The sequence below is a fragment of the Allofrancisella guangzhouensis genome, assembly GCF_000815225.1.
GTDB lineage: Bacteria > Pseudomonadota > Gammaproteobacteria > Francisellales > Francisellaceae > Francisella > Francisella guangzhouensis.
Window position 1 is genome coordinate 509,345 of sequence record NZ_CP010427.1, and the last position, 23,196, is coordinate 532,540.

Below are 23,196 nucleotides of genomic sequence, written 5' to 3' on the forward strand. Positions count from 1 at the left end.
TGTAGTAATAATGGGTCAAAAAGTAAATCCTAATGGAATTCGTTTGGGTTATATAAGAGACTGGCGTTCGACGTGGTATGCAGACTCTTCTAGCTACGCTACAAAGCTTAATGAAGACATTAAAGTAAGAGAGTTTTTACACAAAAAATTAGCCTCTGCGGCAGTTAGTAAGATTCAAATAGAGAGACCTGCTCAAAACGCTAAAATTACAATCCATACAGCAAGGCCTGGTATTGTGATTGGTAAAAAGGGCGAAGATGTTGAAAAGTTACGTGCAGAAATCCATAAGTTAATTGGTATTCCTGTTCAAATTAATATCGAAGAGGTTCGTAAACCAGAATTAGACGCTAAATTAGTGGCTGAGAGTATCGCTCAACAATTAGAAAAAAGAGTGATGTTTAGGAGAGCTATGAAAAAGGCTATGCAAGCTGCGATGAAGTCAGGCGCTAAAGGTATTAAGGTTATGGTTAGTGGTCGTTTAGGTGGTGCTGAAATAGCTCGTTCTGAATGGGCTAGAGACGGTAGAGTTCCTTTGCAGACTTTTAGAGCAGATGTTGATTATTCTACAGCAGAAGCATTAACAACCTACGGTGTTCTTGGTGTTAAAGTTTGGATCTATAAAGGTGAAATTCTTCCAGGCCAATTAGCTGAGAAGAAAAATAATAAAAAAGGAGCTAGATAATGCTACAGCCTAAGCGTACAAAGTTTCGTAAACAGCAAAAGATGCGTAATAGAGGCTTGGCTCATAAAGGCAATAAAGTAAGCTTTGGTGAGTTTGGTCTTCAAGCAACATCTAGAGGTAGAATCACTGCTAGACAAATAGAAGCGGGTAGAAGAGCAATTAATCGTCACATTAAGCGTGGTGGTAAAGTTTGGATAAGAATTTTTCCAGATAAGCCTATTACACAAAAGCCTTTAGAAGTTCGTATGGGTAAAGGTAAAGGTTCGGTTGAGTATTGGGTTGCTCAAATTCAGCCAGGACGTGTGCTATATGAGATTACTGGTGTTAAAGAGGAGTTGGCTCGTGAAGCTTTTGCAAGAGCAGCTGCTAAGTTGCCAGTATCTACAACTTTTGTTGAAAAACAGGTGATGTAATGAAGAGAAAAGATACTTTAAAAGATTATAGAGGTAAAAGTATTGACCAGTTGCAAGAAGCTAAAGTAGAGTTGCTACAACAGTTATTCTCACTTCGTATGCAAAAGGGTACGGGACAATTAAAGAAAAATCACTTATTTAAGAGTGCAAAAAGAAATATTGCTCGTATAAATACAATAATATCAGAAAAGAATAGATAGGGTGCCTATAATATGAGCGATAAAATTAGATTACTAGAGGGTAAAGTCTTTAGCAATGCTATGGATAAAACTGTAGTTGTAAAAGCTGAAAGATATGTTAAACACCCTTTGTATGGCAAGTTTGTAAAAAAAACTACTAAATATTATGTTCATGATGAAAACAATGAATGTAAAGAAGGTGATGTTATTAAGTTTAAGGAAACAAAGCCTTACTCAAAAACTAAAAAATGGTGTTTAGTGGATATTATCCATAGAGAAAAATAATAAATTTGATTTTATTTTTGTTTATTGATATATTTATCGGACTGCAAAAAGTCACTGCAGTCTTTATATAATAATAAATAAGGGTTATTTGTATGATTCAAATGCAGACAGAACTCCAAGTTGCTGATAACAGTGGCGCTAAGAGAGTTGAGTGTATAAAAGTTTTGGGAGGCTCTCATCGTAGATATGCGTCTATAGGTGATGTTATCAAAGTTACGGTGAAAGAAGCTTCTCCAAGAGGTAAAGCTAAAAAAGGAAATGTGTATAATGCGGTGGTTGTTAGGACTGCTAAAGGTGTACGCAGAAGAGATGGTTCCTTAGTTCGTTTTGACAATAATGCAGCTGTATTATTAAATGCTAATGGTCAGCCAATTGGCACTCGTATCTTTGGTCCAGTTACAAGAGAACTTCGCTCTGAAAAGTTCATGAAGATTGTATCTTTAGCACCAGAAGTACTATAATTATTTATTGAGGTGTAGTAATGAATAGATTAAAAAAAGGTGATGACATAATAGTTATTGCTGGTAAAGATAAAGGTCGCAGAGGTGTGGTTAAATCGTTCACTAAAGGTGGTTCTTTAGTTTTGGTTGAAGGCATAAATGTTGTAAAAAAACATGTTAAGCCAAACCCAAATAAAGGTATCGAAGGTGGAGTTGTTGAAAAAGAACTTCCTATAGATGCTTCGAACGTTGCTATTTTTAACCCAGCTACACAAAAAGCTGATAGAGTGGGTTATAAATTTGTTGATGAGAAAAAGGTTCGCTACTTTAAGTCTAATGGCGAGCTTGTAGACTTATAGGAATAAGTTTTATGGCAAGATTAAAAGATCATTATCAAAAAGAGCTTGTTGCTAAGTTAAAGAATGAGCTTAAATTGGATAATATAATGGAAGTACCACGTATTGAGAAAATTACTCTTAATATGGGTGTTGGTGATGCAGCAAAAGATAAAAAAATTATGACTTTTGCATTAAACGATTTGACAGCAATAGCTGGGCAAAAGCCAGTTGTTACTAAGTCTAAAAAATCTATCGCTGGTTTTAAAATACGTGATGGTTGGCCAATAGGTTGTAAAGTTACATTACGAGGCGAGCGTATGTATGAGTTTTTAGATAGGCTTATAACAATTGCTATCCCTAGAATTAGAGATTTTAGGGGTTTAAGTCCTAAGTCTTTTGATGGTAGAGGTAATTATAGTTTGGGTATGAGAGAACAAATATCTTTCCCAGAAGTTGATTACGATAAAATAGATATCATTAGAGGTTTAGATATTTCAATAACAACTACTGCTAAAAATGATGACCAGGGAAGAGCTTTGCTTAGAGCTTTTGGTTTTCCTTTTAAATCATAATTAAATTGGGGTTTTAAATGGCAAAGAAATCTATGATTCAGAGGGAGTTAAAAAGAGAAAAATTAGTAGCTAAATATGCTCAAAAAAGAGCTGAGCTTAAGGCTATTATTCTTGATGTAAACTCTACTGAAGAGCAAAAATGGGAAGCTCAAATTAGGCTGCAAAAATTACCAGTAAATTCTTCAGCTTCTAGAGTTCAGAGAAGATGTAAGGTTACAGGTAGACCTCACGCTGTTTATAGAAAGTTTGGTTTATGTCGTAATAAACTAAGAGAATATGCGATGGCAGGTGATGTTCCTGGTTTGAAAAAAGCTAGTTGGTAATAAGGAATTTAGATTATGAGTATGCAAGATCCTATAGCGGATATGTTTACAAGAATTAGAAATGGTCTTTCCGCACATAAAGAAACCGTTTCTGTTCCTTTTTCAAAGATGAAAATGGAAATAGCAAACTTTTTAGTACAAGAGGGTTATATTGCAGAATGTTCAAAAGCAATAACAGCAATAGGCCATCCTTGTATAGTTATTGAGCTTAAATATCATGCTGGTGCTCCTGTGATCGAAATGATCAAAAGAGTTTCTAGACCAAGTTTAAGAATATATAAGTCACATGCAGAATTACCTAAAGTATATGGTGGTTTTGGTGTTGCTATTGTCTCTACTTCAAAAGGCTTGGTGAGCGATAGAAAAGCTAGAGCTCTTGGTGTTGGTGGCGAAATCATTGGCTATGTAGCTTAAGTTTGGAGGAACATAATAATGTCAAGAATAGGTAAAAAGCCTGTTGTTATACCAAGCGGTGTTACGATAAATGTTGCTGCTGGCAATCAGGTGCAAGTTAAAGGTGCTAAAGCAAGTTTGACAAAAAAATTCTCTACTGATGTGAGTTTTGATATTGCTAATAATCTTGCTAATATAAAACCTTTAAACAATAGTAAAAATGCTATTGCCCAATCTGGTACAGCTAGAGCTATATTAAATAATATGATTGAAGGTGTAACAAAAGGGTTTGAAAGGAAATTGAAAATTATAGGTGTTGGTTACCGTGCTAAAGCTCAAGGTGGCGAGTTGAATTTAACTTTAGGTTTTTCACATCCTGTTGTTTATCAATTGCCTGAGGGAGTAATGGCAGAAACTCCAGCTCCTACGGAGATAATTCTGAAGGGTGCTGATAAAGAACTTTTAGGTAAAGTAGCTGCGGAAATTAGAGATTATAGAAAGCCAGAGCCTTATAAAGGTAAGGGTGTTCGTTATGAAGACGAATTTGTAGCTAAGAAAGAAGCTAAGAAGAAGTAGTAGTAAAGGATAGTATTATTATGGATAAGAAAACTGCTCGTTTGAGTCGTAGTAAGCGTACTAGAATCAAACTAAGAGAACTAGGGCATACAAGGCTTTGTGTTTATAGAACGCCTAAGCATATTTACGCTCAAGTTATCTCTGGTGATGGTTCTACTGTATTGGCTGCTGCATCTACTGTAGAGAAAGATATTAAAGCAAAGTGCAAATATACTGGGAATGTAGCATCTGCTGTTATTGTTGGTGAAATAATCGCTAATAGATGTAAAGAAAAAGGTATAGAAAAAGTTGCTTTTGATAGGTCAGGATATAAGTATCATGGACGTGTTAAGGCTTTAGCAGATGCTGCTAGAGAACATGGTCTACAGTTTTAATAAATAAAATATGGATGATTATTCATTATGTCTAATGAAGTGAAAAAAAATGAAGAACTGATTGAAAAATTAGTTAGTGTTAAAAGGCACTCTAAGACAGTAAAAGGCGGTAGAATTATGAGCTTTGCTGCTTTGACAGTTGTGGGTGATGGAAAAGGCAAAATTGGAATAGGTAGAGGTAAGTCAAGAGAAGTGCCTGTAGCTATTCAAAAAGCCATGGAAAGCGCTAGAAGAAACATGGTATCAGTAAATTTGAACAACGATACTTTATGGTATCCAGTAATGTCCAATCATGGTGCATCTAAAGTATTCATGCAGCCTGCATCAGCTGGTACGGGTATTATTGCCGGTGGTGCTATGCGTGCGGTTTTTGAGGCTGTAGGTGTCCATAACGTTTTAGCAAAAACTTATGGTTCTACTAACCCTGCGAATGTTGTTAGAGCGACCATCGCTGGTTTGGCAAAAATTAAATCACCAGAGGAGATCGCTGAAAAAAGAGGTCTTTCTGTTGAAGAAATTCAGGAGTAATTTAAAATGACTCAAGCTAAAACATTCAAAGTTACTTTGGTAAAAAGCCTTATTGGTCGTAAACAAAATCATATAGCATGTGCTAGAGGCTTAGGATTGAGAAAGATGCATCATACGGTAGAAGTTCTTGACACTGCTGAGAACAGAGGTATGGCTAATAAAATATATTATATGGTTAAAATAGAGGGGTAGTATAAGATGAAATTAAATACAATTGCTCCTGCTGTTGGTTCAAAAAGTGCTCCTAAGAGACTAGGTCGTGGTATAGGAAGTGGTCTAGGTAAAACTTCTGGTAAAGGGCATAAAGGACAAAAAGCACGTTCAGGCGGCTATCATAAGGTTGGTTTTGAAGGTGGACAAATGCCTTTACAAAGAAGATTGCCAAAGTTTGGTTTTACTTCTTCAACTAAAAGATATGTTGCTGAAATCAGGTTGCATGAATTAAATAGTATTGCAGCAGATGAGATAACTTTGGATATTCTAAAAGACTCTGGTCTAGTTAGAAAAGATATAAAAACAGCTAAAGTTATAGCTAGCGGAGAAATCCAAAAAGCTATAAATCTAAAAGGAGTAGCTTGCACGAAAGGTGCGAAGGAAGCTATTGAAAAAGCTGGCGGTAAAGTAGAGTAAGAAACAAAAGTATGTCAAAGTTTAATAGTGCTTCAGGTGCAAGTGAATTAAAATCTCGTTTGATCTTTGTTGTGATAGCTATTATTGTATTTAGATTAGGAGTTTATATTCCTATTCCAAATATAGATCCATCAAAGTTAGTAGATATTATTTCTAATCAACACTCATCGACTAGTGGTCTGATGAGTATGTTTAATATGTTCTCTGGTGGTGCTCTTACTCAGATGAGTATATTTGCTTTAGGTGTGATGCCTTATATCTCGGCATCTATAATTTTCCAAATGCTGTCAGCGGTTTACCCGAAGTTTATAGAGCTTAAGAAAGAAGGTGAATCTGGTCAGAAAAAGATAACTCAATATACTAGATATTTAACTCTTATTTTGGCATTGGTGCAATCTCTAGGTATAGTAGCTTTTGTGTTACATCAGGATGGTTTAGTAACAACGAATAATATAGTTTTATTTTATTTAACGACTATTGTTTCAGTAACTACTGGTAGTATGTTTTTAATGTGGTTGGGTGAGCAAATTACAGAAAGAGGCGTTGGTAATGGTATTTCATTATTAATTTTTTCGGGTATAGTAGCTAATCTTCCTGCAGAAATTTTAAATACTATCTCACAGGCAAATGCACCAGGTTCTAGCATAACTTATTTATCAGTTTGGGTGTTACTTGTTCTATTGCTGTTAGTGATTGCTTTTGTAGTATTTATGGAAAGTGCTCAAAGAAAAATAACAGTAAACTATGCCAAAAGACAGCAAGGTAGAAAAATGTATGCTGCTCAAACCAGCCATCTACCGTTAAAGCTTAATATGGCAGGAGTGATTCCGGCGATATTTGCATCTTCGATACTTATGGTACCAGGTGTATTGTTTGGTTGGTTATCTAACTATGGTTCATTAAGTTGGTTGGCAGATGTTTCAGAGATACTTCAACCTGGTAGTATAGTTTATACTATAGTATTTGCAGCAACTATTATATTTTTCTGTTTCTTTTATACTTCATTGGTATTTAACCCAAAAGAAACAGCTGATAATTTGAAGAAATCTGGAGCTTACATTTCTGGTGTCAGACCTGGTGAGCAAACAGCTAAATATATAGATGCAATTATGACGAGGCTGACTTTGGTGGGTTCGTTATATATCACAGCAATATGTTTGCTGCCTATATTTATAGTTAAATTTTTTGCACAGGGTTTATCGTTTACATTTGGTGGTACTTCGTTGTTAATCGTAGTGGTTGTTATGATGGATTTCATGGCTCAAGTTAGATCGCATATGATGTCAACTCAGTACGATTCTTTATTGAAAAAAGCAAATCTCACTAGTAAGAGAAAATAGAGAAATTTTTTGGAGAAATATAATGAAAGTTAGAGCTTCAGTTAAAAAAATGTGTAGAAATTGTAAGGTTATAAAACGTAATAGGGTTGTTCGCGTTATATGTACAGATCCTAGACATAAGCAAAGACAAGGTTAAGGTACCAAGCTTATAAATAAAGCTTGATTATTTGTTTTTAAAAAGTTATCCTAGCAAGTTAATAAATGCTTGTGATAGCACTAAACTAAGAATAATTATTAGGAGTGAAATAAATGGCTCGTATAGCTGGTGTTAATATTCCTGTTCATAAACACGCTGTAATAGGATTAACTTCGATTTATGGAATAGGTAAAACAAGAGCGATGAAAATTTGTGAGAATTGCAAATTAAATCCAACTGTTAAAATCAAGGATTTAACAGAAGAGCAAGTTGAGAGCTTAAGAGCAGAAGTTGCTAAATTTACTGTAGAAGGTGACCTACGTCGTGAAGTTTCTATGGATATAAAAAGACTTATGGATTTAGGTTGCTATAGAGGTAGAAGGCATCGTCGTAGCCTTCCTGTAAGAGGTCAAAGAACAAAGACTAATGCTCGTACTCGTAAGGGTCCGAGAAAGCCGATAAAGGCATAATACAATTATAACTATAACGATTAAAAGGTAGATTATATGGCTAAGTCTGTTAGATCAACAAAGAAAAAAGTAAAAAGAGTAGTTACTGATGCAGTTGCTCACATTTACTCTTCTTTCAATAACACTATAGTAACTATTACAGATAGACAAGGTAATGCTTTATCTTGGGCTACATCTGGAGGTAGTGGTTTTAGGGGTTCAAGAAAAAGTACACCATTTGCTGCTCAAATTGCAGCGGAAAAAGCAGCTGATATGGCGTTAGAATATGGTGTTAAGAATGTAGATGTTTTAGTAAAAGGACCAGGCTCAGGTAGAGATTCAGCTGTTAGAGCTTTGAATACTAAGAACCTGAAAGTAACTAGTATAACGGATGTGACTGGATTGCCTCATAATGGATGTCGTCCTCCTAAAAAACGTCGTGTTTAATATTTTAAAGGGAATTTTATAATGGCTAGATATCTAGGACCAAAGTGTAAACTTTCTAGAAGGGAAGGTACAGATTTATTCTTAAAAAGTGGTGTAAAAGCTACTGATGAAAAGTGCAAAATGAATACAGCGCCAGGTCAGCATGGAGCTAGAAAAGCTCGACTTTCTGATTATGGTCTTCAATTGAGAGAGAAACAAAAAGTTCGTCGTATGTATGGTATTTTAGAGGGTCAATTTAAAAAATACTATGTTGAAGCAAGTAGAAGAAAAGGTAATACAGGTGCTACTTTATTAGAGCTTTTAGAGTCAAGACTAGACAATATAGTTTATAGAATGGGCTTTGCTGCGACTAGAGCTGAAGCAAGACAACTAGTTGTACATAAGGGCATAATGTTAAATGGCAAAACTTGTAATGTACCATCGGCACAAATAAAAGCTGGTGATGTTATTACGGTGAAAGAAAAAGCTAAGAAGCAACTTAGAATACAAAATGCTGTAGAGCTTGCAAAACATAGAAAAGAACTTTCTTGGATAGATGTAAATACCGATGCTTTAGAAGGAACTTTAAAGGCTTCTCCAGATAGATCTGAATTATCATCAGATATAAACGAACAATTAATTATCGAGCTTTACTCTAAGTAATTATATTTTTTAGAATTTATTACTTATAGTGGCTCATTATAGCCTTATTTCAAGGAGATTTTTAGTGAGTAATAATAATTTGAAACAGGAATTTACACCTAGTGTACAACTTATAGAAGAATTGGGTGCTTTTGGATATAAGGTGCAGCTCTCTCCTGTTGAAAAAGGTATGGCTCATATTCTTGGTAACTCAATTAGACGGGTTCTTCTTTCGTCTTTGCCTGGGGCGTCTGTAGTTAAAGTAAACATTAAAGATGTTTTACATGAATATTCTACATTAGATGACGTTAAGGAAGACATTGTTGAAGTAGTTTCAAATTTGAAAAAAGTAGCAGTAAAACTTGATGAAAATGTTGATAATATTGAATTAGAGCTATCAGTTAGTAAAAGTGGCGTTGTTACGGCAGGCGACTTTAAATCTACTAGTGGAGTTGAAATTATAAATAAAGATCAAGTGATTGCGACTTTAACAAATAAAAGAGAATTTAACTTAGTTGCTAGCGTAGTTTGGGGAAGAAACGTTGGTATCCTTTCAGCTATGCCTGTTGAATTAGAAAAAGTAGGTGATATAGCTGTAGATGCTGATTTTAATCCAGTTAAAAAAGTAGCTTTTGAGGTTATTGAGAACAGTGATAGTGAAATATTGGAAATATTTCTAAAAACAAACGGTACTATAGATCCATTAAAAGCTGTTACTAAGGCTTTGGAGTATTTTTGTGAGCAGATGTCAGTATTTGTTTCTTTAAAGGTGCCACACCAAGGTAAAACTGGTGATGTTTTAATAGACTCTAATATTGACCCAATACTTTTGAAGCCAATAGATGATTTAGAGCTTACAGTCAGATCATCTAATTGTCTAAGGGCTGAAAATATTAAATATTTAGGTGACTTAGTCCAATATTCTGAGTCACAACTAATGAAAATACCTAACCTAGGTAAAAAATCTCTTAATGAAATTAAGCAGATACTTATAGATAATAACTTATCTCTTGGAGTTGTGATTGACAATTTCAGGGAGTTGGTTGAGGGTAAATAAATTAATATAGTAATCATATAATATTAACTATAAAGGAGTAATTACTATGAGACATCGTAAACAAGGTAGAAAGTTCAGTAGAACTAGTAGTCATAGAAAAGCAATGTTCAAAAACATGTCAGCTTCTCTTATCAATCATGAGATTATCAAAACGACATTACCTAAAGCTAAAGAGCTAAGAACAATAGTTGAGCCTTTAGTTACTTTAGCAAAAAGAGAGTGCAAGTTAAGAAATGAGTTGGATATAAATTCTAATGAGTTTAAAGCGCAGTCTGTAGCTTTAAGAAGACAAGCTTTTGACTTCTTAAGAAATAAAGCAGCAGTGAAAAAGCTTTTTGAAGAATTTGGTGTGCGTTATGCTGAAAGAGCAGGTGGTTACACTAGAATTCTTAAATGTGGTTATAGATTTGGTGATAAAGCGCCTATGGCCTTTATTGAACTAGTAGGTAGACCACACGTTGAAATGCCTACTGACGAAGAATAAATATCATTTTTATTTAAAAACATTTTTCTTATCTTTTTATAATAAAAAATTCTTGAAAAATAATATATAACTCTCATATTAATCTTGCTATAAATAAGTTTATCTAATAATATAAAGAGGGTTATATAAATGTCAGAAAAAAATTATACTTTTGAAACTGAAGTAGATAAGTTACTTCATCTTGTGATTCATTCATTATATTCTAATCGTGAAATCTTCTTAAGAGAATTGGTATCTAATAGCTCAGATGCTATCGAGAAACTTAGGTATAAGAGTATTTCAAATGCAGAGCTTAATGAAGATGATGCTGATTATGCTATAAAAATAGATTTTGACAAAAAAGCTAAAACAATAACCGTTAGTGATAATGGTATTGGTATGACAGAAGAAGAGGTTATCGAAAACCTAGGGACAATTGCAAAATCAGGAACTAAAAAGTTTTTAGAGAGTCTAACTGGTGATAAAAGTAAAGATAATGAGCTAATAGGTCAATTTGGTGTTGGGTTTTATTCATCATTCATAGTCGCAGATAAGGTAACTGTAAGAACTAGAAAAGCAGGGCAGGATAAATCTCAAGCTATAAAGTGGGTATCTGATGCACAAAATGGTTTTACTGTAGAAGCTATTACAAAAGAAAGACGTGGCACAGAGATCATTCTTCATCTTAAAAAGGAACATGAAGACTTGCTAGAGCATCAAGTCTTAAAGGGGTTAGTTAACAAATATTCAGATTGTATAAATACTCCTATCCAAATGAAAAAAGTTGAGTTTGATAAAGATGGTAAGCAAATTATAGAAGATGAATATGAAACAGTAAATAATACTAAAGCTATTTGGCTAAGATCAAAAGATGAGATTACAGATGATGAATATAACGAATTCTATAAATATATCTCACATGACTTTGCTAATGCTTTGATGTGGTCACATAATAAGGTAGAAGGTAATCTTGAATACACTAGCTTGTTATTTATACCAGAAAATAAACCTTTTGATTTTTGGAATAGAGATAAAGATTATGGTTTATCTTTGTATGTGCGTAGAGTATTTATTATGGAGAATAAAGAATTATTGCCTCCATATTTGAGGTTCGTTAAGGGTGTGGTTGATTCTGCTGATTTGCCTTTGAACGTGTCACGTGAAATTCTACAACATAATAAAGTCATTGATAAAATTAAAAAAGCATCAACTACAAAAATTCTTAGTGAGTTAAGTAAATTGGCTAAGAAAGATAAAGAAAAATATCAAAAGTTTTGGGACAATTTTGGTCAAGTGCTAAAAGAAGGTGTTTCAGATGATTACAGCAATAAGGAGAAGATCGCTAGTCTATTAAGATTTACTTCTACAGCTAGTGAAGAAGTTAAACAAACAGTATCTTTAGCTGACTATATTTCACGTATGAAAGAAGGTCAAGACACCATTTACTATATTACATCAGATAGCTATAAAGCTGCTATAAATAATCCTCAGTTAGAGGTGTTTAAGAAGAAAGGTATTGAAGTGCTTTTAATGACGGATAGAATTGATGAATGGATGATGTCTACTTTGACTGAATTTGATGGTAAGCATATGAAATCTATAATCAAAGGGAATATAGATTTAGATAAGTTTGAAACTGAAGAAACAAAAGAAAAATTTGAAAAAGAAACCAAAGATTTTGAAAAAGTACTAAAAGATATTAAAGAGGTTTTAAAAGATAAAGTTGAGGATGTACGTTTATCTAAGCGTTTGACAGACTCTCCGAGTTGTGTGGTTGTAAATGACTATGGTATGAGCTTACATATGCAGAAAATGATGGAAGAAGCAGGACAAGCGTTTATGCCAGGTATGGGTATGAAACCAGTTTTAGAGCTAAATGCTGAGCATCATCTTGTGCAAAGATTAAAGGACGAGCCTGATACGGAAATTTTTGGCGATCTATCACGGTTGCTACTTCTTCAAGCAATGTTTGTAGAAGGCGCTAAGATAGAAGATCCTATGGCTTTTGTTAGGTTGGTTAATAAGTACATCAAGTAAACTTTCTTAATAATTTATCCTTTTTCCTTTCTGAGAAAAAACTAACTATTACACTAAAGATTTAACTTGCAATCCTCATTTTATAGAGAATTTTTTAGTTTTTAATTTGCTAGTGAAATTTGCCATTTTAAAATGGTAACACTTGGTTAAAAATGTTATAATTATGTTCCATGATTTTTCTAAAATTTCTTTCTTAAGATGAATTCGAATACTAAAATTATTTTTGTAACTGGTGGTGTAGTATCTTCACTTGGTAAAGGTGTTACAGCTGCATCTTTAGCCACTCTTTTAGAAAGCCGTGGTTTAAACGTAACTATGCTAAAACTTGACCCCTATATTAATGTCGACCCTGGCACGATGAGTCCGCTACAGCATGGAGAAGTCTTTGTAACTGAAGATGGTGCAGAAACTGATTTAGATTTAGGGCATTATGAGCGTTTCATACGTGCTAAAATGACTCAAGCAAATAATTTCACTACAGGTAAAGTTTACCAAAGTGTACTTAGGAAAGAACGTAAAGGAGACTATCTAGGTGCTACTATTCAGGTTATCCCACATATTACAGATGAGATTAAAAATCGTATTTGTATGGGTATAGCTGATAATGTTGACGTGGCTATTGTAGAGATCGGTGGTACAGTTGGCGATATTGAGTCTTTACCATTTTTGGAAGCTATTAGACAGCTAAGGATAGAGTTAGGTAGATCTAGAACTTTATTTGTACATTTAACTTTGTTGCCATATATAAGGGTAGCAGGTGAGCTAAAAACTAAACCTACACAACACTCTGTAAAAGAACTAAGAGGTATTGGTATACAAGCAGATGTTTTAGTTTGTAGATGTGAGCAAGCTTTTGATGAGAGCGAAAAAAGGAAAATAGCTCTTTTTACGAACGTAAGCCAAGATTGTATTTTTATAGCCGAAGATGTAAAAACTATTTATGAAGTACCGCTTAGGTACAATAAGCAAGGTTTTGATGCTAAATTGGTAGAATTACTATCTTTGAAAACTAAACACCCAGATCTATCAGAATGGCAAAGTGTTGTAGATACTATTCAAAGTGTTAGTGGTGAAGTAACTATTGCAATGGTTGGTAAATATGTTTCATTAACAGAAGCATATAAATCTCTTAATGAAGCACTTTACAATGCTGGCTATAAAAAAGGTGTAAAGGTAAATATAAAATTTGTTGATTCAGAAGCAATTACAGAGAGTAATGTAGATTCATATTTTAAAGATGTGTCAGCAATTCTTGTACCTGGTGGGTTTGGCAGTAGAGGTGTAGAAGGTAAAATTACTGCAATAAAATATGCCCGTGAGAATAATGTTCCATTTCTGGGTATTTGCTTAGGTATGCAACTAGCTGTAGTTGAGTATGCCCGTAATAAGTTGGGTTTAAAAGATGCTCATTCTAGTGAATTAGAATTGACTACAACTAATCCAGTGATTGCTCTTATAGAAGAGTGGCAAGCTAAAGATGGAACTATATATCAGCGTAGTAAAGAATCAGATCTGGGTGGTACAATGCGTCTAGGTGGTTATAAGTGTGTATTGAAAGAAGGCTCTCGTGCTAGAGAAATATATCAAGTAGAGAGTGTTATGGAGAGACATCGTCATAGATATGAAGTAAATAATAACTATGTTGCAAGACTTGAGCAAGCAGGATTAATATTCTCAGGAAGATCAGAAGACGGTAACTTAATGGAGCTTATAGAGATACCTCAGCACAGGTGGTTTATAGCTTGTCAAGCACACCCGGAATTCACATCGACGCCAAGATATGGTCATAAACTATTTGAATCATTCATAGCAGCTGCTGTAGAAAATAACTAATAATTAGCTGCTAGTTTTGATATTTAATAAATAAAAGTGCTATAATTCAAACTAATAAAATATTGGAGAACTTAAAAAAATGAGTAAACAGAGAACTTTATCTATAATAAAGCCTGATGCTGTAGAAAAAAATGTTATAGGTGAGATTTATAGTCGTTTTGAGAAAGCTGGTTTAAAAATAATCGCTGCAAAAATGAAGCATTTGTCAAAAGCAGAAGCCGAGGGTTTTTATGCTGTACATAAAGAAAGACCATTTTTTAGTGCTTTGGTTGAATTTATGATTTCTGGAGCAGTTATGATTCAAGTTTTAGAAGGTGAAAATGCGATAGCAAAAAATCGTGAGTTAATGGGAGCTACTAATCCTAAAGAAGCAGCAAAAGGTACAATTAGAGCTGATTTTGCAGACAGTATAGATGCTAATGCTGTACATGGTTCTGATGGTGAAGAAACAGCGGCTCAAGAGATCAAATATTTCTTTAGTGATACGGAAATATTTGGCTAATGTTGTATATCTGTTTTATTTTAGGAGGATAGTAGTTTATGAGTTGGTTAACTAGGGTAATAAGTAGAAGTTTAGGGCTAGATGCTCAGAAAAAAGATTTGCCAAGTGGAGTGTGGAGCCAATGTCCAAGCTGTCAAGTGACATTATATTCTGAAGAGTTAAATAATAATAAATCAGTATGTCCTAATTGTAACTATCATTATAGAATTTCTGCTAGACATAGACTAGATATATTTTTTGATCAACGCAGCACTGTAGAGCATTTTGCTAATATAGAACCTGTAGATATGCTTAAGTTTAAAGATACAAAATCTTATAAAGATAGATTATCACAAGCTCAAAAGAAGACTAGTGAAAAAGATGCTTTAGTAGTTATGGACGGTACTGTAGAAGGTTTCCCAGTTGTAGCAGCGGCATTTAATTTTATGTTCCTAGGTGGTTCTATGGGATCCGTGGTGGGTGAAAAATTTGTGCGAGGTGTTAAGCTTGCGATGGAGAAAAAAGTACCGTTTATATGTTTCACAGCAAGTGGTGGTGCTAGAATGCAAGAATCCTTATTTTCTCTAATGCAGATGTCAAAAACTAGTGCTGCCTTACAAAAGTTAGCTGAAGCTAAACTACCGTATTTAGTGGTGCTAACAGACCCTACTACAGGTGGAGTATCAGCATCCTTAGCTATGCTTGGGGATATACACATAGCTGAGCCAAAAGCTTTAATTGGTTTTGCTGGACCTAGAGTTATAGAACAGACTGTGAGAGAACAACTACCAGAAGGTTTTCAAAGAAGTGAGTTCTTGGTAGAAAAAGGTATGGTTGATATGATCGTAGATCGTAGAAATTTAAGAACAGAAGTAGCGCAGTTAATAGGTAAACTGATGCCGGGGTTTGCAAAACATAATTCTTACTTTTTAGAGCATAAGCATACTGAGCATTCACAAGCTTAAGAAGAAATCCAAAAATGAGCATTGAAACCAAAATAGCTAAAATTATGGCTAATGATGCTCCTAAATGTACTCTTATAGATATTCTATTTATTCTTGATAGCTTTAATTTTAACAAAAAATTTCAAGTTATAACTATAGCTGGTACCAACGGTAAAGGAACTACTGTGGCAATGCTTGAAAAGATGTTTGTTGCAAATAACAAAAAAGTATTAAGCCATACATCTCCACATGTTTTTAAATTTAATGAAAGGATATCTCTAAATAGAAGTCCTATTTCTAGTAGTCAGTTACTAGAGTTATTGGAGAGGTTAGAAGAGCTAACAGTAAAATATCGTTTATCTTATTATCAGATAGCTTTTCTATGTGTCTGTTTATATTCACAAAAGATAGTAGGTCTTGATTATCTGATATTAGAGGTCGGTGTGGGAGGTAGATTGGATGCTGCTAATATTATTGAGCCAGATATATCTGCTATTACTAATATAGATTTTGATCATTGTGAAGTTTTGGGAGATACTTTAGATAAAATAGGCTTAGAAAAAGCTGCTATAGCTCGTAAACAGAAACCTCTTTTTTTAGGTTCAAAAATGCCTGATAGTGTTTATGAATATGCAAGTGTTATAGAAGCTATAATCTACGATAAAGACTATAATCCTAAAACAAAAAATTGTTTTCGTGATAGTTATAATATAGCTATGGGGATAGGTGATTATTTGCTAAAGAAAACACACATTACTTATATTCCTATGTTAGAGGATATAAGGGCCAGAGCCCGTTTTAATGTACTTAAAAATGATAAAGAGAATAATAGTTATGTAGTAGTCGATGTTGCACATAATCCAGCTTCTGTGGAGTATTTGTTTAAACTCTTAGATAATAAATTTGGCTCTAAGGCTATTAAATATGAAGCTATATTTGGTGTATTAGCAACTAAGGATATTAACACGATTGTATCTATAGCTAAAAAACATATTTATAAGTGGGAGATTGTAGACCTTAAAACTTTTGACCAAAGAGCTCTAGATATAGATAATATAAAACAAGTGTTTAGTAACCACGGTATCATTCGGGTTGATTTTAATAAAGATTTGGGTAGTGTTTATTTATCAAAGAAAGATACTGTAACAGTAGTTTTTGGGTCATTCGTGCTGGCAGGGGAATTTATAAAAGAGTATGAAAAAAATAGTTTCTAATGAAGAACAGATGCTAAGCTTAGCTGCTGAATATTCTAAAAACTTACAAACAAATAAAATAATTTTTCTACACGGTGATTTAGGATCAGGTAAAACAACCTTTGTAAAAGGTGTTTTAAAGGCACTAGGTTATAAGGGTAATGTAAAAAGTCCGACCTACACCTTGGTTGAGAGTTATGAGTTTAAAGATTTTAGTATTTACCATTTTGATTTATATAGAATTTCTGACCCTGAAGAATTAGAGTGGATTGGAATCAGAGATTACTTTAATGAAAAAAGTATATGTTTTATAGAATGGCCAGATAAGGGCAAAGACTTTTTGCCAAAAGCTTCGTCAAATATTTATATAAAGCATCTAGCGGAAAAAAGAGAAGTAGAAATTTCTTAAATAATTGAAGTATATTTTTATGGAAATATTAGTCATTACTATATATCATTATATTAAGTTGTTTTTAATGCCAGCTAAGTTAGAAGGAAAGTCTCATGAAAGTTAAGTTTTTAATTTATTTTTTGGGTTTGTTGTTGTTTGGATCATCTTATGCGACTTTAGAAAATTGTTATCAGGATGGAGTAGGTGAGAAATATGCTCAGGCTTTAGAAAATTGTCAACCATATGCTGAAAAAGATGCAAAAGCTACAGCAATATTAGCTCAAGCATATATTCAGACAGACCAAAATAACAAATTAGCTTTAGAATACGCTTTATGGGTAGTAGATTTTTACAATAAAAATGGTATACCAAGTAGTGGAGATGGTTTAAAAAATTACTATAGCTTAATGTATTTGATAGGCGAAATGTATTATTTTGGGGCTGATGGTGTAAAAATTAATCGCGCTAAGGGTTTTGAGTATATTAAGAAATCAGCAGAGTTAGGGTATATGGTTGCGCAAAATCAATTAGGGAATCTTTATGCTAGGTCTGGAGGAAATCCGTGGCCTAATTTTGCCCAAGCATTTAAGTGGTATAAATTAGCGGTAGCTAATGGAAGTTTGATGGCCAGAGATTCTTTCTTGATTAAAAAAGAGGATAGTTTTGTTAAATTATATCCATATTGTATAGCTCAAGCTAGAACATTTATTGGTGATGCTTATATGTCTGGTACAGGAGGGTTACCAAAAGATAACACTATCGCGTTAGAATGGTATAAAAAAGCTTACGAGCTTAATCATATATCACCAGTTGAGGTTGGATTAGCAAATGTTTATCTAGCTAAAGGAGATAAGCAAACAGCTTCAGTGTATGCTAAGCAAGCAATAACTCAGCCTTTTGCTCCAGCTTTTGTTTTGGCTGCCGAGTTAACTCAAGATCCTGTAGAAAAGTATACTTATTTATCTGTAGCGATTGATTTGTTTAAAAAGCCTAGACTGGGGTATTGGAAGCAGTTTAATGAGTATTGTATGCCGAATCTCTCAAAAGATGGTCTAAAAGATGCTCAGACTAAATTAACGACAATTAAACTACCTGAAAATCAGGCTCAAGCAGCTGATCAAAAAATAAAAGCGATAGAAAGTCAGTGGACTACTAGTATAGCTTCTTCAGCTAGTTCTAATTAAATTTTGTTATATTTCTAGATTTCTATTTTAGTTATTCTATGGTTATAATGGGCTGATAGAAATTTTATTAATATTTGAGTCTTGTGAAAAGTTTTTTTTCTAATAGTTTAATTATTTCTGGGTTATTGCTTGTATCAAAAGTACTAGGTTTTATTCGAGATTTATTGTTGGCAGCATTTTTTGGAAGTAGTGGAGCATTGCAAGCATTTTTGGTAGCGTTTAGAACACCAGAGTTTATGCGTAAAGTTACGACCTCAGGAACTTTTACTCAAATTATTAATCCATATATTGATGGTAAAATTTCAAATGAGCAGAAAGAGTTTATAGCAACAATATTATATCTAATTGCTATAGTGCTAATGGTTTTAACCATAACAGGTTTGGCTTTTAGCGATATATGGGTTGACATATATGCATATGGACTTGTTTCTAATGATGTGATGTTACAGTTAGTACATACTATGTTTATCATAATGCTACCATATGTTTTGTTAAACTGTATTGTTGGATTGATAGCTGCAATCCTTAACAGTTATAGTAAGTATATAATCTCCTCAGCTTTCCCAGTATTTTTAAATCTAGTGATGATAATAGGGGTAATGATATCGCCAAGATTTAGTGTACCTATTTATGTCGTAGCTTATAGTGTTTTACTAGCAGGACTGTGTCAATTAATAGTAGCGGTATTCTCATTATCTATGCTCTTGGGTAGGATAAATATAACTAAAGCAATATTTTTTGTTAGGAATGTAAAAGCAAAGATCTTTTTTAAAAAGCTACCTATGACTTTTTTGGGGGCAGCAGTTTTGCAAATTAGTTCATTTATAGAAACTTTTTTTGCTTCATTTTTATTATCAGGGAGTTTGGCATGGTTATATTATGCTGATAGGGTAAACCAATTTTTATATGGTATATTTGGTACAGCTATAGCTATGGCTATGATCCCATATTTAGTTAAAACTAAAAAAGATAATGAACTATTTTATAAAAATTTAGCATTAGCAATAAAAATTATGTTTGTGATGATAATACCTGCTATTATTGGACTGATAGTGTTAGCTAAGCCAATAATTATAACATTGTTTTATTACGGCAAATTTAGTTTAAATGATGTTGATTTTACGTATTTAGCAATGTTGGGATATTTAATTTCATTATTTTGTTTTGTTTTTATAAGGGTTATAGTATCGGCTCTTTATGTTCAAAATAGAGCAAATACAGTTTTTTGGATTAGTCTATCTAGTTTGATTTGTGGGATTGTGCTTGACACTTATATAATACATGCATATAGTGATGATAAGTACGCTTTCGTGTATTTAGCTATTGTTAGTTCTGTAACAGCTTTAGTAAATATGATTGCTCAGATCTTAATACTTATCAGCTTTAATTTAAAATTGTTTGTTAAAATTTTTTTACCAGTTAAATATTTATTGAAGATAGTTATAGCTTGTATTTGTATGATAGTAATCCTAAAGTTATTTAATTTGAACGATGATTATTGGATTAGTTTATCAATATTTGGTAGACTCAGAAGTATACTAGTTATTATGTCATTAAGTATTTTGGTATATATAAGTGTAATATTTGTTTTACGTTTAAGGAAAATGCTAGTATTGGATAATTAGCTTATATAAAAGTGTCTAATAAGGCTCATCTTAACTATATTAGGATTAACATGGACGATTTAAGAAATATAACCAATCTTAGGGGTATTGAGAGAGAAGCTTTACGAATTTATGGAGATGGTAATTTATCCTGCTCTGAACATCCGCAGTCTTTAGGGCATAAGCTTACTAATAGCAGTATTACTGTAGACTTTTCAGAAAATCTTCTAGAGATAATAACAAAGCCGCATAAAAATATAGATATGGCTTTATATGAGCTTACTACTTTGAGTGCTTTTACTTTACAGAGTGTGCCTGAAGAAGAGTTTATTTTAAATACCAGTATGCCACTATCAGCAATAGAAGCACAAATAAAAGAAGCTAATTTTGGCGGCTCAAACTCTGGTAGGATGAAACAAGTATACCGTAAAGGATTATCAGCTCGTTATGGTAAAATTATGCAGATTATAGCTGGAATTCACTATAATTTTTCATTTGATAAAAGCTTGATTCTAAGAAAAGCAATTGAGCTTGGGATATCAAATTCTGATGTTTATTTTGGAGTTATAAATAATTATTTTGAATATATGTGGCTATTACCATATCTATTCGGATCAAGTCCTATTTGTGCAAAAACTTCTGTTAAAAAAAAGCCAGAGTATTTGATAGATCTAGATGAAGAGTTTTATGCGGGTGAGTTTTCAACTAGCCTTCGAATGAGTGATCTTGGTTATACTAGTCCCGCTCAAAAGGATCTTAGTATTTCATATTATAATGTTAAAGCATATGTCAAAGACATGCTAAATGCAACAGTTACAGAAATTGAGCAATATAAAGAAATTGGATTATATGATACAGAGGGTAAAAGAATACAGCTTAACCAGAGTATTTTACAAATAGAAAATGAGTACTACAGTCCTATAAGACCTAAGCAAATAGGAAAAAGAGGTGAAAGACCTGCATGTGCTTTATCTAATAGAGGGGTTGAATATATTGAGGTTAGGGTGCTTGATGTTGATCTTTTTGATAAAAACGGAATTAGTAAAAACACAGCATTATTTGTAGAAGCGATGTTAATGAGTTGTTTAATGCAAGAATTTAAAGGGTATTCTCAGAGACGGGTTGACCTAGGTAAACAAAATCTTAAAAACGTTGCTGTACAGGGGCGTAAACCTAACTTAGAACTAGTTGATTCTATGGGTGAAAAAATTACTTTAAAGGAATATGGTTTAACTTTGTTTGGCAAAATTGAAGCTGTAGCTAAGCAAATGGGGCAAGAGTATCTAGACGCTGTACTATTTGAAAAGCAAAAAATTTTTGATGTTTCTAAAACTCCTTCAGCAAAAATTATAAAGTTGGCGAAAGCCCTTGGATATAAAAACTTAGTGTTAAAAACGTCTAAGCAGGCTTCAGATGACTTTAGAAAGGTATCTTTAACGCAAAAAGAAAGAGAAATATTGTTTGATCAGGTTAAGCAGTCAATAGAGACAGAAAAGAGTTTAAGAGATAATGATACAATTTCCTTGGATGAATATATTAGTAAATATTATAAGTCTGTCGAGGGTTGCTGTTATTAAATATAAAAGTATTTTTGCCTTGTTACGACACATCTAATTCCAGCTTGACAGATCCTAAATTTAATAAGTCTTACAAAAGACAAAAAAACCAGCAAAAGCTGGCTCTTTGGATAGAAAGAAAGGTTTATTATTAATGGAAAGAATATTATACTTTTTTAAGAGCACCAAATCTTTTGTTGAATCTATCAACACGTCCTGCTGTGTCTACAACTCTTTGTTTACCAGTGTAAAATGGATGACACTCAGAACAAATATCTATATTGATAGTTTCTTTAGCTACAGTTGATCTGGTTGTGAAATTATTGCCACAGCTACAAGTTACTTTAACTTCAGTATATTTAGGATGAATTTCTTGTTTCATTATTTATTTTCCTTATTTTTGTAAATTTTGACATCGCCACTTAGACTATCTCACCTAAGCACCATATCACTATAAAAGCAGAATAGCCCGAAAATTGTAACTTAAATTATTAATAGTATCAAGCTTAATTAGAAGAAATATATTTCTCTCTGCGTACATTTTTAGCTTCAAAACCAGCATTTGTAAGTATTTCATAAGATTGATCGATCATATTTGGATTACCGCAAATATAGACAATATCTTTTTTTGGATCTAAGCCTATTTTTTCAAATTGTTGTTGAACATAACCGGAAATTTCATGGTCTTTTAAATCATCTGTTTCTCTACTTAGGCAAAGTGTGAAATTTATGTTGTTATGTTTTTTTGCAAATTCTATAAAATCATCTTGATACAAAGCATCTTTGCGGTATTGTACGCCTAATAATATATGTATTTCAGTAGTTTCAGCTCGTTGTAAGAGCTCTGGGAGCATTGACCTATAAGGAACAATTCCGGTACCAGTACCTACAAGTATTAGCTTCCTAAGCTCCTCATCCTTTAAAACAAGCCTTCCGGCAGGACCCATAGCAGTAGCAGTATCACCAACCTCCATGTTGAAAAAAAACTCTGAAGCAGTACCATTTTTGACATGGGTTATACCTATTTCCAAAAGCATGTTGTCAGAAGGTAGAGACCCTAGGCTATAGCTTCTACGTTTTAGATTACCCTCGTTATCTGTTAAAAGGAAAGTAATAAATTGTCCAGCTATAAATTTAAGAGGCTTTCCATCTGTCCTTCTAAAAACAAAATGTCTTACATTGTTAGTAATATCTTTGAATGATACTAATTCTAGATCAAATTTTTCTAATGCCATGATATTTAGCTTATTGTGTATATTTGCAGCAGCTATAATTGTATAATAAATTTATCTCGATGATAAGTTTGTATTTTAAAATATGGTTAGGTATTTTTATATACTTCTGATTTTATTGATACTACCAGGTTTAACTGTAGCTAAGATGACTCAAGATGTGGTTGATAAAGTGTATACAAAGCCAATAGTTCTGGGAGATAAACAAAAAACAATAAGTATTAGTTTGCTAGTAGACTCAACAGACGGATACAGGTGGTTTTTGGTTTCACCAGATTATGATTATATAAGATCAGTTAGTTTTGCACACAAAAGTGTTGATGTTGAAAACTCAAAATATGGGTCTACAGATAACTTTAAATTTAGGTTGCAGGATAGCTTTAAAAAGATCCCGCAGAAAATGGTTTTGCATTTTGAGTGTTTCAGACCATTTGATAATGATAGTCAAATAATCAGTAAAGATATTGTGGTATTATCAGTTTTAGATTAAAAATA

The 23,196-nt window shown here is 33.1% G+C and carries 33 protein-coding genes; 31 read left to right on the top strand and 2 right to left on the bottom strand.

Going from position 1 to position 23,196, the window contains the following annotated elements:
* Positions 1–10: 10 nt before the first annotated feature.
* The 30 genes from rpsC to gshA all read left to right on the top strand — a co-directional run bounded on the left by rpsC (position 11) and on the right by gshA (position 21,490).
* A complete protein-coding gene (gene rpsC, locus SD28_RS02340) occupies positions 11–682 on the top strand; it encodes a 30S ribosomal protein S3 (protein WP_039123588.1) in 672 nt (223 codons plus the stop codon).
* A complete protein-coding gene (gene rplP / locus SD28_RS02345; protein WP_039123590.1) occupies positions 682–1,095 on the top strand; it encodes a 50S ribosomal protein L16 in 414 nt (137 codons plus the stop codon). The genes rpsC and rplP overlap by 1 nt, the downstream gene beginning before the upstream one ends.
* Positions 1,095–1,295, top strand: a complete 201-nt coding sequence (gene rpmC, locus SD28_RS02350; protein WP_039123592.1) for a 50S ribosomal protein L29 — start codon at positions 1,095–1,097, stop codon at positions 1,293–1,295. Before rplP ends, rpmC begins: the two co-directional genes overlap by 1 nt.
* Positions 1,296–1,307: 12 nt before the next feature.
* Entirely contained in the window at positions 1,308–1,559 is a 252-nt protein-coding gene (rpsQ, locus tag SD28_RS02355; protein WP_039123594.1) for a 30S ribosomal protein S17, read from the top strand.
* 92 nt (positions 1,560–1,651) lie between these two features.
* Positions 1,652–2,020 (top strand): 50S ribosomal protein L14, encoded by a 369-nt coding sequence (gene rplN, locus SD28_RS02360; RefSeq protein WP_039123596.1) that lies wholly within the window; start codon positions 1,652–1,654, stop codon positions 2,018–2,020.
* Between the two features lie 20 nt (positions 2,021–2,040).
* Positions 2,041–2,358 (top strand): 50S ribosomal protein L24, encoded by a 318-nt coding sequence (rplX, locus tag SD28_RS02365; RefSeq protein WP_039123597.1) that lies wholly within the window; start codon positions 2,041–2,043, stop codon positions 2,356–2,358.
* A gap of 11 nt (positions 2,359–2,369) precedes the next feature.
* Positions 2,370–2,909 (top strand): 50S ribosomal protein L5, encoded by a 540-nt coding sequence (gene rplE, locus SD28_RS02370; protein WP_039123598.1) that lies wholly within the window; start codon positions 2,370–2,372, stop codon positions 2,907–2,909.
* A 17-nt stretch (positions 2,910–2,926) separates the two neighbouring features.
* Entirely contained in the window at positions 2,927–3,232 is a 306-nt protein-coding gene (gene rpsN / locus SD28_RS02375; protein ID WP_039123599.1) for a 30S ribosomal protein S14, read from the top strand.
* A gap of 15 nt (positions 3,233–3,247) precedes the next feature.
* Positions 3,248–3,646, top strand: a complete 399-nt coding sequence (gene rpsH / locus SD28_RS02380; RefSeq protein WP_039123600.1) for a 30S ribosomal protein S8 — start codon at positions 3,248–3,250, stop codon at positions 3,644–3,646.
* An 18-nt stretch (positions 3,647–3,664) separates the two neighbouring features.
* Positions 3,665–4,201 carry a 50S ribosomal protein L6 gene (gene rplF / locus SD28_RS02385; protein WP_039123601.1) on the top strand — a complete coding sequence of 179 codons (537 nt, stop codon included), beginning with the start codon at positions 3,665–3,667 and terminating at the stop codon, positions 4,199–4,201.
* 20 nt (positions 4,202–4,221) lie between these two features.
* A complete protein-coding gene (gene rplR, locus SD28_RS02390) occupies positions 4,222–4,575 on the top strand; it encodes a 50S ribosomal protein L18 (RefSeq protein WP_039123602.1) in 354 nt (117 codons plus the stop codon).
* Positions 4,576–4,602: 27 nt separating this feature from the next.
* Complete coding sequence (gene rpsE, locus SD28_RS02395; protein WP_039123604.1) at positions 4,603–5,103, top strand: 30S ribosomal protein S5; 501 nt, start codon at positions 4,603–4,605, stop codon at positions 5,101–5,103.
* Between the two features lie 6 nt (positions 5,104–5,109).
* The gene (gene rpmD, locus SD28_RS02400) at positions 5,110–5,295 is read left to right on the top strand and encodes a 50S ribosomal protein L30 (protein ID WP_039123610.1); all 186 of its coding nucleotides are present in this window, start codon (positions 5,110–5,112) and stop codon (positions 5,293–5,295) included.
* Positions 5,296–5,301: 6 nt separating this feature from the next.
* Positions 5,302–5,733 carry a 50S ribosomal protein L15 gene (gene rplO / locus SD28_RS02405; RefSeq protein WP_039123626.1) on the top strand — a complete coding sequence of 144 codons (432 nt, stop codon included), beginning with the start codon at positions 5,302–5,304 and terminating at the stop codon, positions 5,731–5,733.
* An 11-nt stretch (positions 5,734–5,744) separates the two neighbouring features.
* Positions 5,745–7,073, top strand: coding sequence for a preprotein translocase subunit SecY (secY, locus tag SD28_RS02410; RefSeq protein WP_039123631.1), 1,329 nt, complete (start codon positions 5,745–5,747; stop codon positions 7,071–7,073).
* Between the two features lie 22 nt (positions 7,074–7,095).
* Positions 7,096–7,209: a 50S ribosomal protein L36 gene (rpmJ, locus tag SD28_RS02415; protein WP_003017816.1), complete on the top strand. Its 114-nt coding sequence runs from the start codon at positions 7,096–7,098 to the stop codon at positions 7,207–7,209.
* Between the two features lie 113 nt (positions 7,210–7,322).
* Positions 7,323–7,679: a 30S ribosomal protein S13 gene (gene rpsM, locus SD28_RS02420; protein WP_035720260.1), complete on the top strand. Its 357-nt coding sequence runs from the start codon at positions 7,323–7,325 to the stop codon at positions 7,677–7,679.
* 36 nt (positions 7,680–7,715) lie between these two features.
* Positions 7,716–8,105: a 30S ribosomal protein S11 gene (gene rpsK / locus SD28_RS02425; RefSeq protein ID WP_039123706.1), complete on the top strand. Its 390-nt coding sequence runs from the start codon at positions 7,716–7,718 to the stop codon at positions 8,103–8,105.
* A gap of 21 nt (positions 8,106–8,126) precedes the next feature.
* A complete protein-coding gene (rpsD, locus tag SD28_RS02430; protein WP_039123707.1) occupies positions 8,127–8,747 on the top strand; it encodes a 30S ribosomal protein S4 in 621 nt (206 codons plus the stop codon).
* A gap of 64 nt (positions 8,748–8,811) precedes the next feature.
* Positions 8,812–9,783, top strand: a complete 972-nt coding sequence (locus SD28_RS02435) for a DNA-directed RNA polymerase subunit alpha (protein ID WP_039123713.1) — start codon at positions 8,812–8,814, stop codon at positions 9,781–9,783.
* 46 nt (positions 9,784–9,829) lie between these two features.
* Entirely contained in the window at positions 9,830–10,267 is a 438-nt protein-coding gene (rplQ, locus tag SD28_RS02440; protein WP_039123715.1) for a 50S ribosomal protein L17, read from the top strand.
* A 129-nt stretch (positions 10,268–10,396) separates the two neighbouring features.
* Positions 10,397–12,283 carry a molecular chaperone HtpG gene (htpG, locus tag SD28_RS02445; RefSeq protein WP_039123717.1) on the top strand — a complete coding sequence of 629 codons (1,887 nt, stop codon included), beginning with the start codon at positions 10,397–10,399 and terminating at the stop codon, positions 12,281–12,283.
* Between the two features lie 198 nt (positions 12,284–12,481).
* The gene (locus tag SD28_RS02450) at positions 12,482–14,116 is read left to right on the top strand and encodes a CTP synthase (protein WP_039123723.1); all 1,635 of its coding nucleotides are present in this window, start codon (positions 12,482–12,484) and stop codon (positions 14,114–14,116) included.
* A gap of 79 nt (positions 14,117–14,195) precedes the next feature.
* The gene (gene ndk / locus SD28_RS02455) at positions 14,196–14,618 is read left to right on the top strand and encodes a nucleoside-diphosphate kinase (RefSeq protein ID WP_039123725.1); all 423 of its coding nucleotides are present in this window, start codon (positions 14,196–14,198) and stop codon (positions 14,616–14,618) included.
* Positions 14,619–14,656: 38 nt separating this feature from the next.
* The gene (accD, locus tag SD28_RS02460) at positions 14,657–15,562 is read left to right on the top strand and encodes an acetyl-CoA carboxylase, carboxyltransferase subunit beta (RefSeq protein ID WP_039123726.1); all 906 of its coding nucleotides are present in this window, start codon (positions 14,657–14,659) and stop codon (positions 15,560–15,562) included.
* A 14-nt stretch (positions 15,563–15,576) separates the two neighbouring features.
* Positions 15,577–16,755, top strand: coding sequence for a bifunctional folylpolyglutamate synthase/dihydrofolate synthase (locus tag SD28_RS02465; RefSeq protein ID WP_039123731.1), 1,179 nt, complete (start codon positions 15,577–15,579; stop codon positions 16,753–16,755).
* Positions 16,736–17,143 (top strand): tRNA (adenosine(37)-N6)-threonylcarbamoyltransferase complex ATPase subunit type 1 TsaE, encoded by a 408-nt coding sequence (gene tsaE, locus SD28_RS02470; RefSeq protein WP_039123732.1) that lies wholly within the window; start codon positions 16,736–16,738, stop codon positions 17,141–17,143. Before SD28_RS02465 ends, tsaE begins: the two co-directional genes overlap by 20 nt.
* 95 nt (positions 17,144–17,238) lie before the next feature.
* The gene (locus tag SD28_RS02475) at positions 17,239–18,309 is read left to right on the top strand and encodes a tetratricopeptide repeat protein (protein WP_039123733.1); all 1,071 of its coding nucleotides are present in this window, start codon (positions 17,239–17,241) and stop codon (positions 18,307–18,309) included.
* Between the two features lie 83 nt (positions 18,310–18,392).
* A complete protein-coding gene (murJ, locus tag SD28_RS02480) occupies positions 18,393–19,934 on the top strand; it encodes a murein biosynthesis integral membrane protein MurJ (protein ID WP_039123741.1) in 1,542 nt (513 codons plus the stop codon).
* Positions 19,935–19,984: 50 nt separating this feature from the next.
* Positions 19,985–21,490 carry a glutamate--cysteine ligase gene (gene gshA, locus SD28_RS02485; protein ID WP_039123744.1) on the top strand — a complete coding sequence of 502 codons (1,506 nt, stop codon included), beginning with the start codon at positions 19,985–19,987 and terminating at the stop codon, positions 21,488–21,490.
* A gap of 145 nt (positions 21,491–21,635) precedes the next feature.
* Here the strand turns inward: gshA and rpmE are convergent, their stop codons facing one another.
* Both rpmE and SD28_RS02495 read right to left on the bottom strand, forming a co-directional pair.
* Entirely contained in the window at positions 21,636–21,851 is a 216-nt protein-coding gene (rpmE, locus tag SD28_RS02490; protein WP_039123749.1) for a 50S ribosomal protein L31, read from the bottom strand.
* A 124-nt stretch (positions 21,852–21,975) separates the two neighbouring features.
* Entirely contained in the window at positions 21,976–22,704 is a 729-nt protein-coding gene (locus tag SD28_RS02495; protein WP_039123751.1) for a ferredoxin--NADP reductase, read from the bottom strand.
* A gap of 145 nt (positions 22,705–22,849) precedes the next feature.
* On the opposite strand from SD28_RS02495, the gene SD28_RS02500 reads away from it, so the two are divergent.
* Complete coding sequence (locus SD28_RS02500; protein WP_179943831.1) at positions 22,850–23,191, top strand: hypothetical protein; 342 nt, start codon at positions 22,850–22,852, stop codon at positions 23,189–23,191.
* Positions 23,192–23,196: the final 5 nt, after the last annotated feature.

What these genes read in the sequence shown, in the direction of transcription:
- rpsC (WP_039123588.1), top strand. Translation starts at nt 11, where the DNA reads ATGGGTCAAAAAGTAAATCCTAATGGAATTCGTTTGGGTTATATAAGA.
- rplP (WP_039123590.1), top strand. Translation starts at nt 682, where the DNA reads ATGCTACAGCCTAAGCGTACAAAGTTTCGTAAACAGCAAAAGATGCGT.
- rpmC (WP_039123592.1), top strand. Translation starts at nt 1,095, where the DNA reads ATGAAGAGAAAAGATACTTTAAAAGATTATAGAGGTAAAAGTATTGAC.
- rpsQ (WP_039123594.1), top strand. Translation starts at nt 1,308, where the DNA reads ATGAGCGATAAAATTAGATTACTAGAGGGTAAAGTCTTTAGCAATGCT.
- rplN (WP_039123596.1), top strand. Translation starts at nt 1,652, where the DNA reads ATGATTCAAATGCAGACAGAACTCCAAGTTGCTGATAACAGTGGCGCT.
- rplX (WP_039123597.1), top strand. Translation starts at nt 2,041, where the DNA reads ATGAATAGATTAAAAAAAGGTGATGACATAATAGTTATTGCTGGTAAA.
- rplE (WP_039123598.1), top strand. Translation starts at nt 2,370, where the DNA reads ATGGCAAGATTAAAAGATCATTATCAAAAAGAGCTTGTTGCTAAGTTA.
- rpsN (WP_039123599.1), top strand. Translation starts at nt 2,927, where the DNA reads ATGGCAAAGAAATCTATGATTCAGAGGGAGTTAAAAAGAGAAAAATTA.
- rpsH (WP_039123600.1), top strand. Translation starts at nt 3,248, where the DNA reads ATGAGTATGCAAGATCCTATAGCGGATATGTTTACAAGAATTAGAAAT.
- rplF (WP_039123601.1), top strand. Translation starts at nt 3,665, where the DNA reads ATGTCAAGAATAGGTAAAAAGCCTGTTGTTATACCAAGCGGTGTTACG.
- rplR (WP_039123602.1), top strand. Translation starts at nt 4,222, where the DNA reads ATGGATAAGAAAACTGCTCGTTTGAGTCGTAGTAAGCGTACTAGAATC.
- rpsE (WP_039123604.1), top strand. Translation starts at nt 4,603, where the DNA reads ATGTCTAATGAAGTGAAAAAAAATGAAGAACTGATTGAAAAATTAGTT.
- rpmD (WP_039123610.1), top strand. Translation starts at nt 5,110, where the DNA reads ATGACTCAAGCTAAAACATTCAAAGTTACTTTGGTAAAAAGCCTTATT.
- rplO (WP_039123626.1), top strand. Translation starts at nt 5,302, where the DNA reads ATGAAATTAAATACAATTGCTCCTGCTGTTGGTTCAAAAAGTGCTCCT.
- secY (WP_039123631.1), top strand. Translation starts at nt 5,745, where the DNA reads ATGTCAAAGTTTAATAGTGCTTCAGGTGCAAGTGAATTAAAATCTCGT.
- rpmJ (WP_003017816.1), top strand. Translation starts at nt 7,096, where the DNA reads ATGAAAGTTAGAGCTTCAGTTAAAAAAATGTGTAGAAATTGTAAGGTT.
- rpsM (WP_035720260.1), top strand. Translation starts at nt 7,323, where the DNA reads ATGGCTCGTATAGCTGGTGTTAATATTCCTGTTCATAAACACGCTGTA.
- rpsK (WP_039123706.1), top strand. Translation starts at nt 7,716, where the DNA reads ATGGCTAAGTCTGTTAGATCAACAAAGAAAAAAGTAAAAAGAGTAGTT.
- rpsD (WP_039123707.1), top strand. Translation starts at nt 8,127, where the DNA reads ATGGCTAGATATCTAGGACCAAAGTGTAAACTTTCTAGAAGGGAAGGT.
- rplQ (WP_039123715.1), top strand. Translation starts at nt 9,830, where the DNA reads ATGAGACATCGTAAACAAGGTAGAAAGTTCAGTAGAACTAGTAGTCAT.
- htpG (WP_039123717.1), top strand. Translation starts at nt 10,397, where the DNA reads ATGTCAGAAAAAAATTATACTTTTGAAACTGAAGTAGATAAGTTACTT.
- SD28_RS02450 (WP_039123723.1), top strand. Translation starts at nt 12,482, where the DNA reads ATGAATTCGAATACTAAAATTATTTTTGTAACTGGTGGTGTAGTATCT.
- ndk (WP_039123725.1), top strand. Translation starts at nt 14,196, where the DNA reads ATGAGTAAACAGAGAACTTTATCTATAATAAAGCCTGATGCTGTAGAA.
- accD (WP_039123726.1), top strand. Translation starts at nt 14,657, where the DNA reads ATGAGTTGGTTAACTAGGGTAATAAGTAGAAGTTTAGGGCTAGATGCT.
- SD28_RS02465 (WP_039123731.1), top strand. Translation starts at nt 15,577, where the DNA reads ATGAGCATTGAAACCAAAATAGCTAAAATTATGGCTAATGATGCTCCT.
- tsaE (WP_039123732.1), top strand. Translation starts at nt 16,736, where the DNA reads ATGAAAAAAATAGTTTCTAATGAAGAACAGATGCTAAGCTTAGCTGCT.
- SD28_RS02475 (WP_039123733.1), top strand. Translation starts at nt 17,239, where the DNA reads ATGAAAGTTAAGTTTTTAATTTATTTTTTGGGTTTGTTGTTGTTTGGA.
- gshA (WP_039123744.1), top strand. Translation starts at nt 19,985, where the DNA reads ATGGACGATTTAAGAAATATAACCAATCTTAGGGGTATTGAGAGAGAA.
- rpmE (WP_039123749.1), bottom strand. Translation starts at nt 21,851, where the DNA reads ATGAAACAAGAAATTCATCCTAAATATACTGAAGTTAAAGTAACTTGT.
- SD28_RS02495 (WP_039123751.1), bottom strand. Translation starts at nt 22,704, where the DNA reads ATGGCATTAGAAAAATTTGATCTAGAATTAGTATCATTCAAAGATATT.
- SD28_RS02500 (WP_179943831.1), top strand. Translation starts at nt 22,850, where the DNA reads ATGACTCAAGATGTGGTTGATAAAGTGTATACAAAGCCAATAGTTCTG.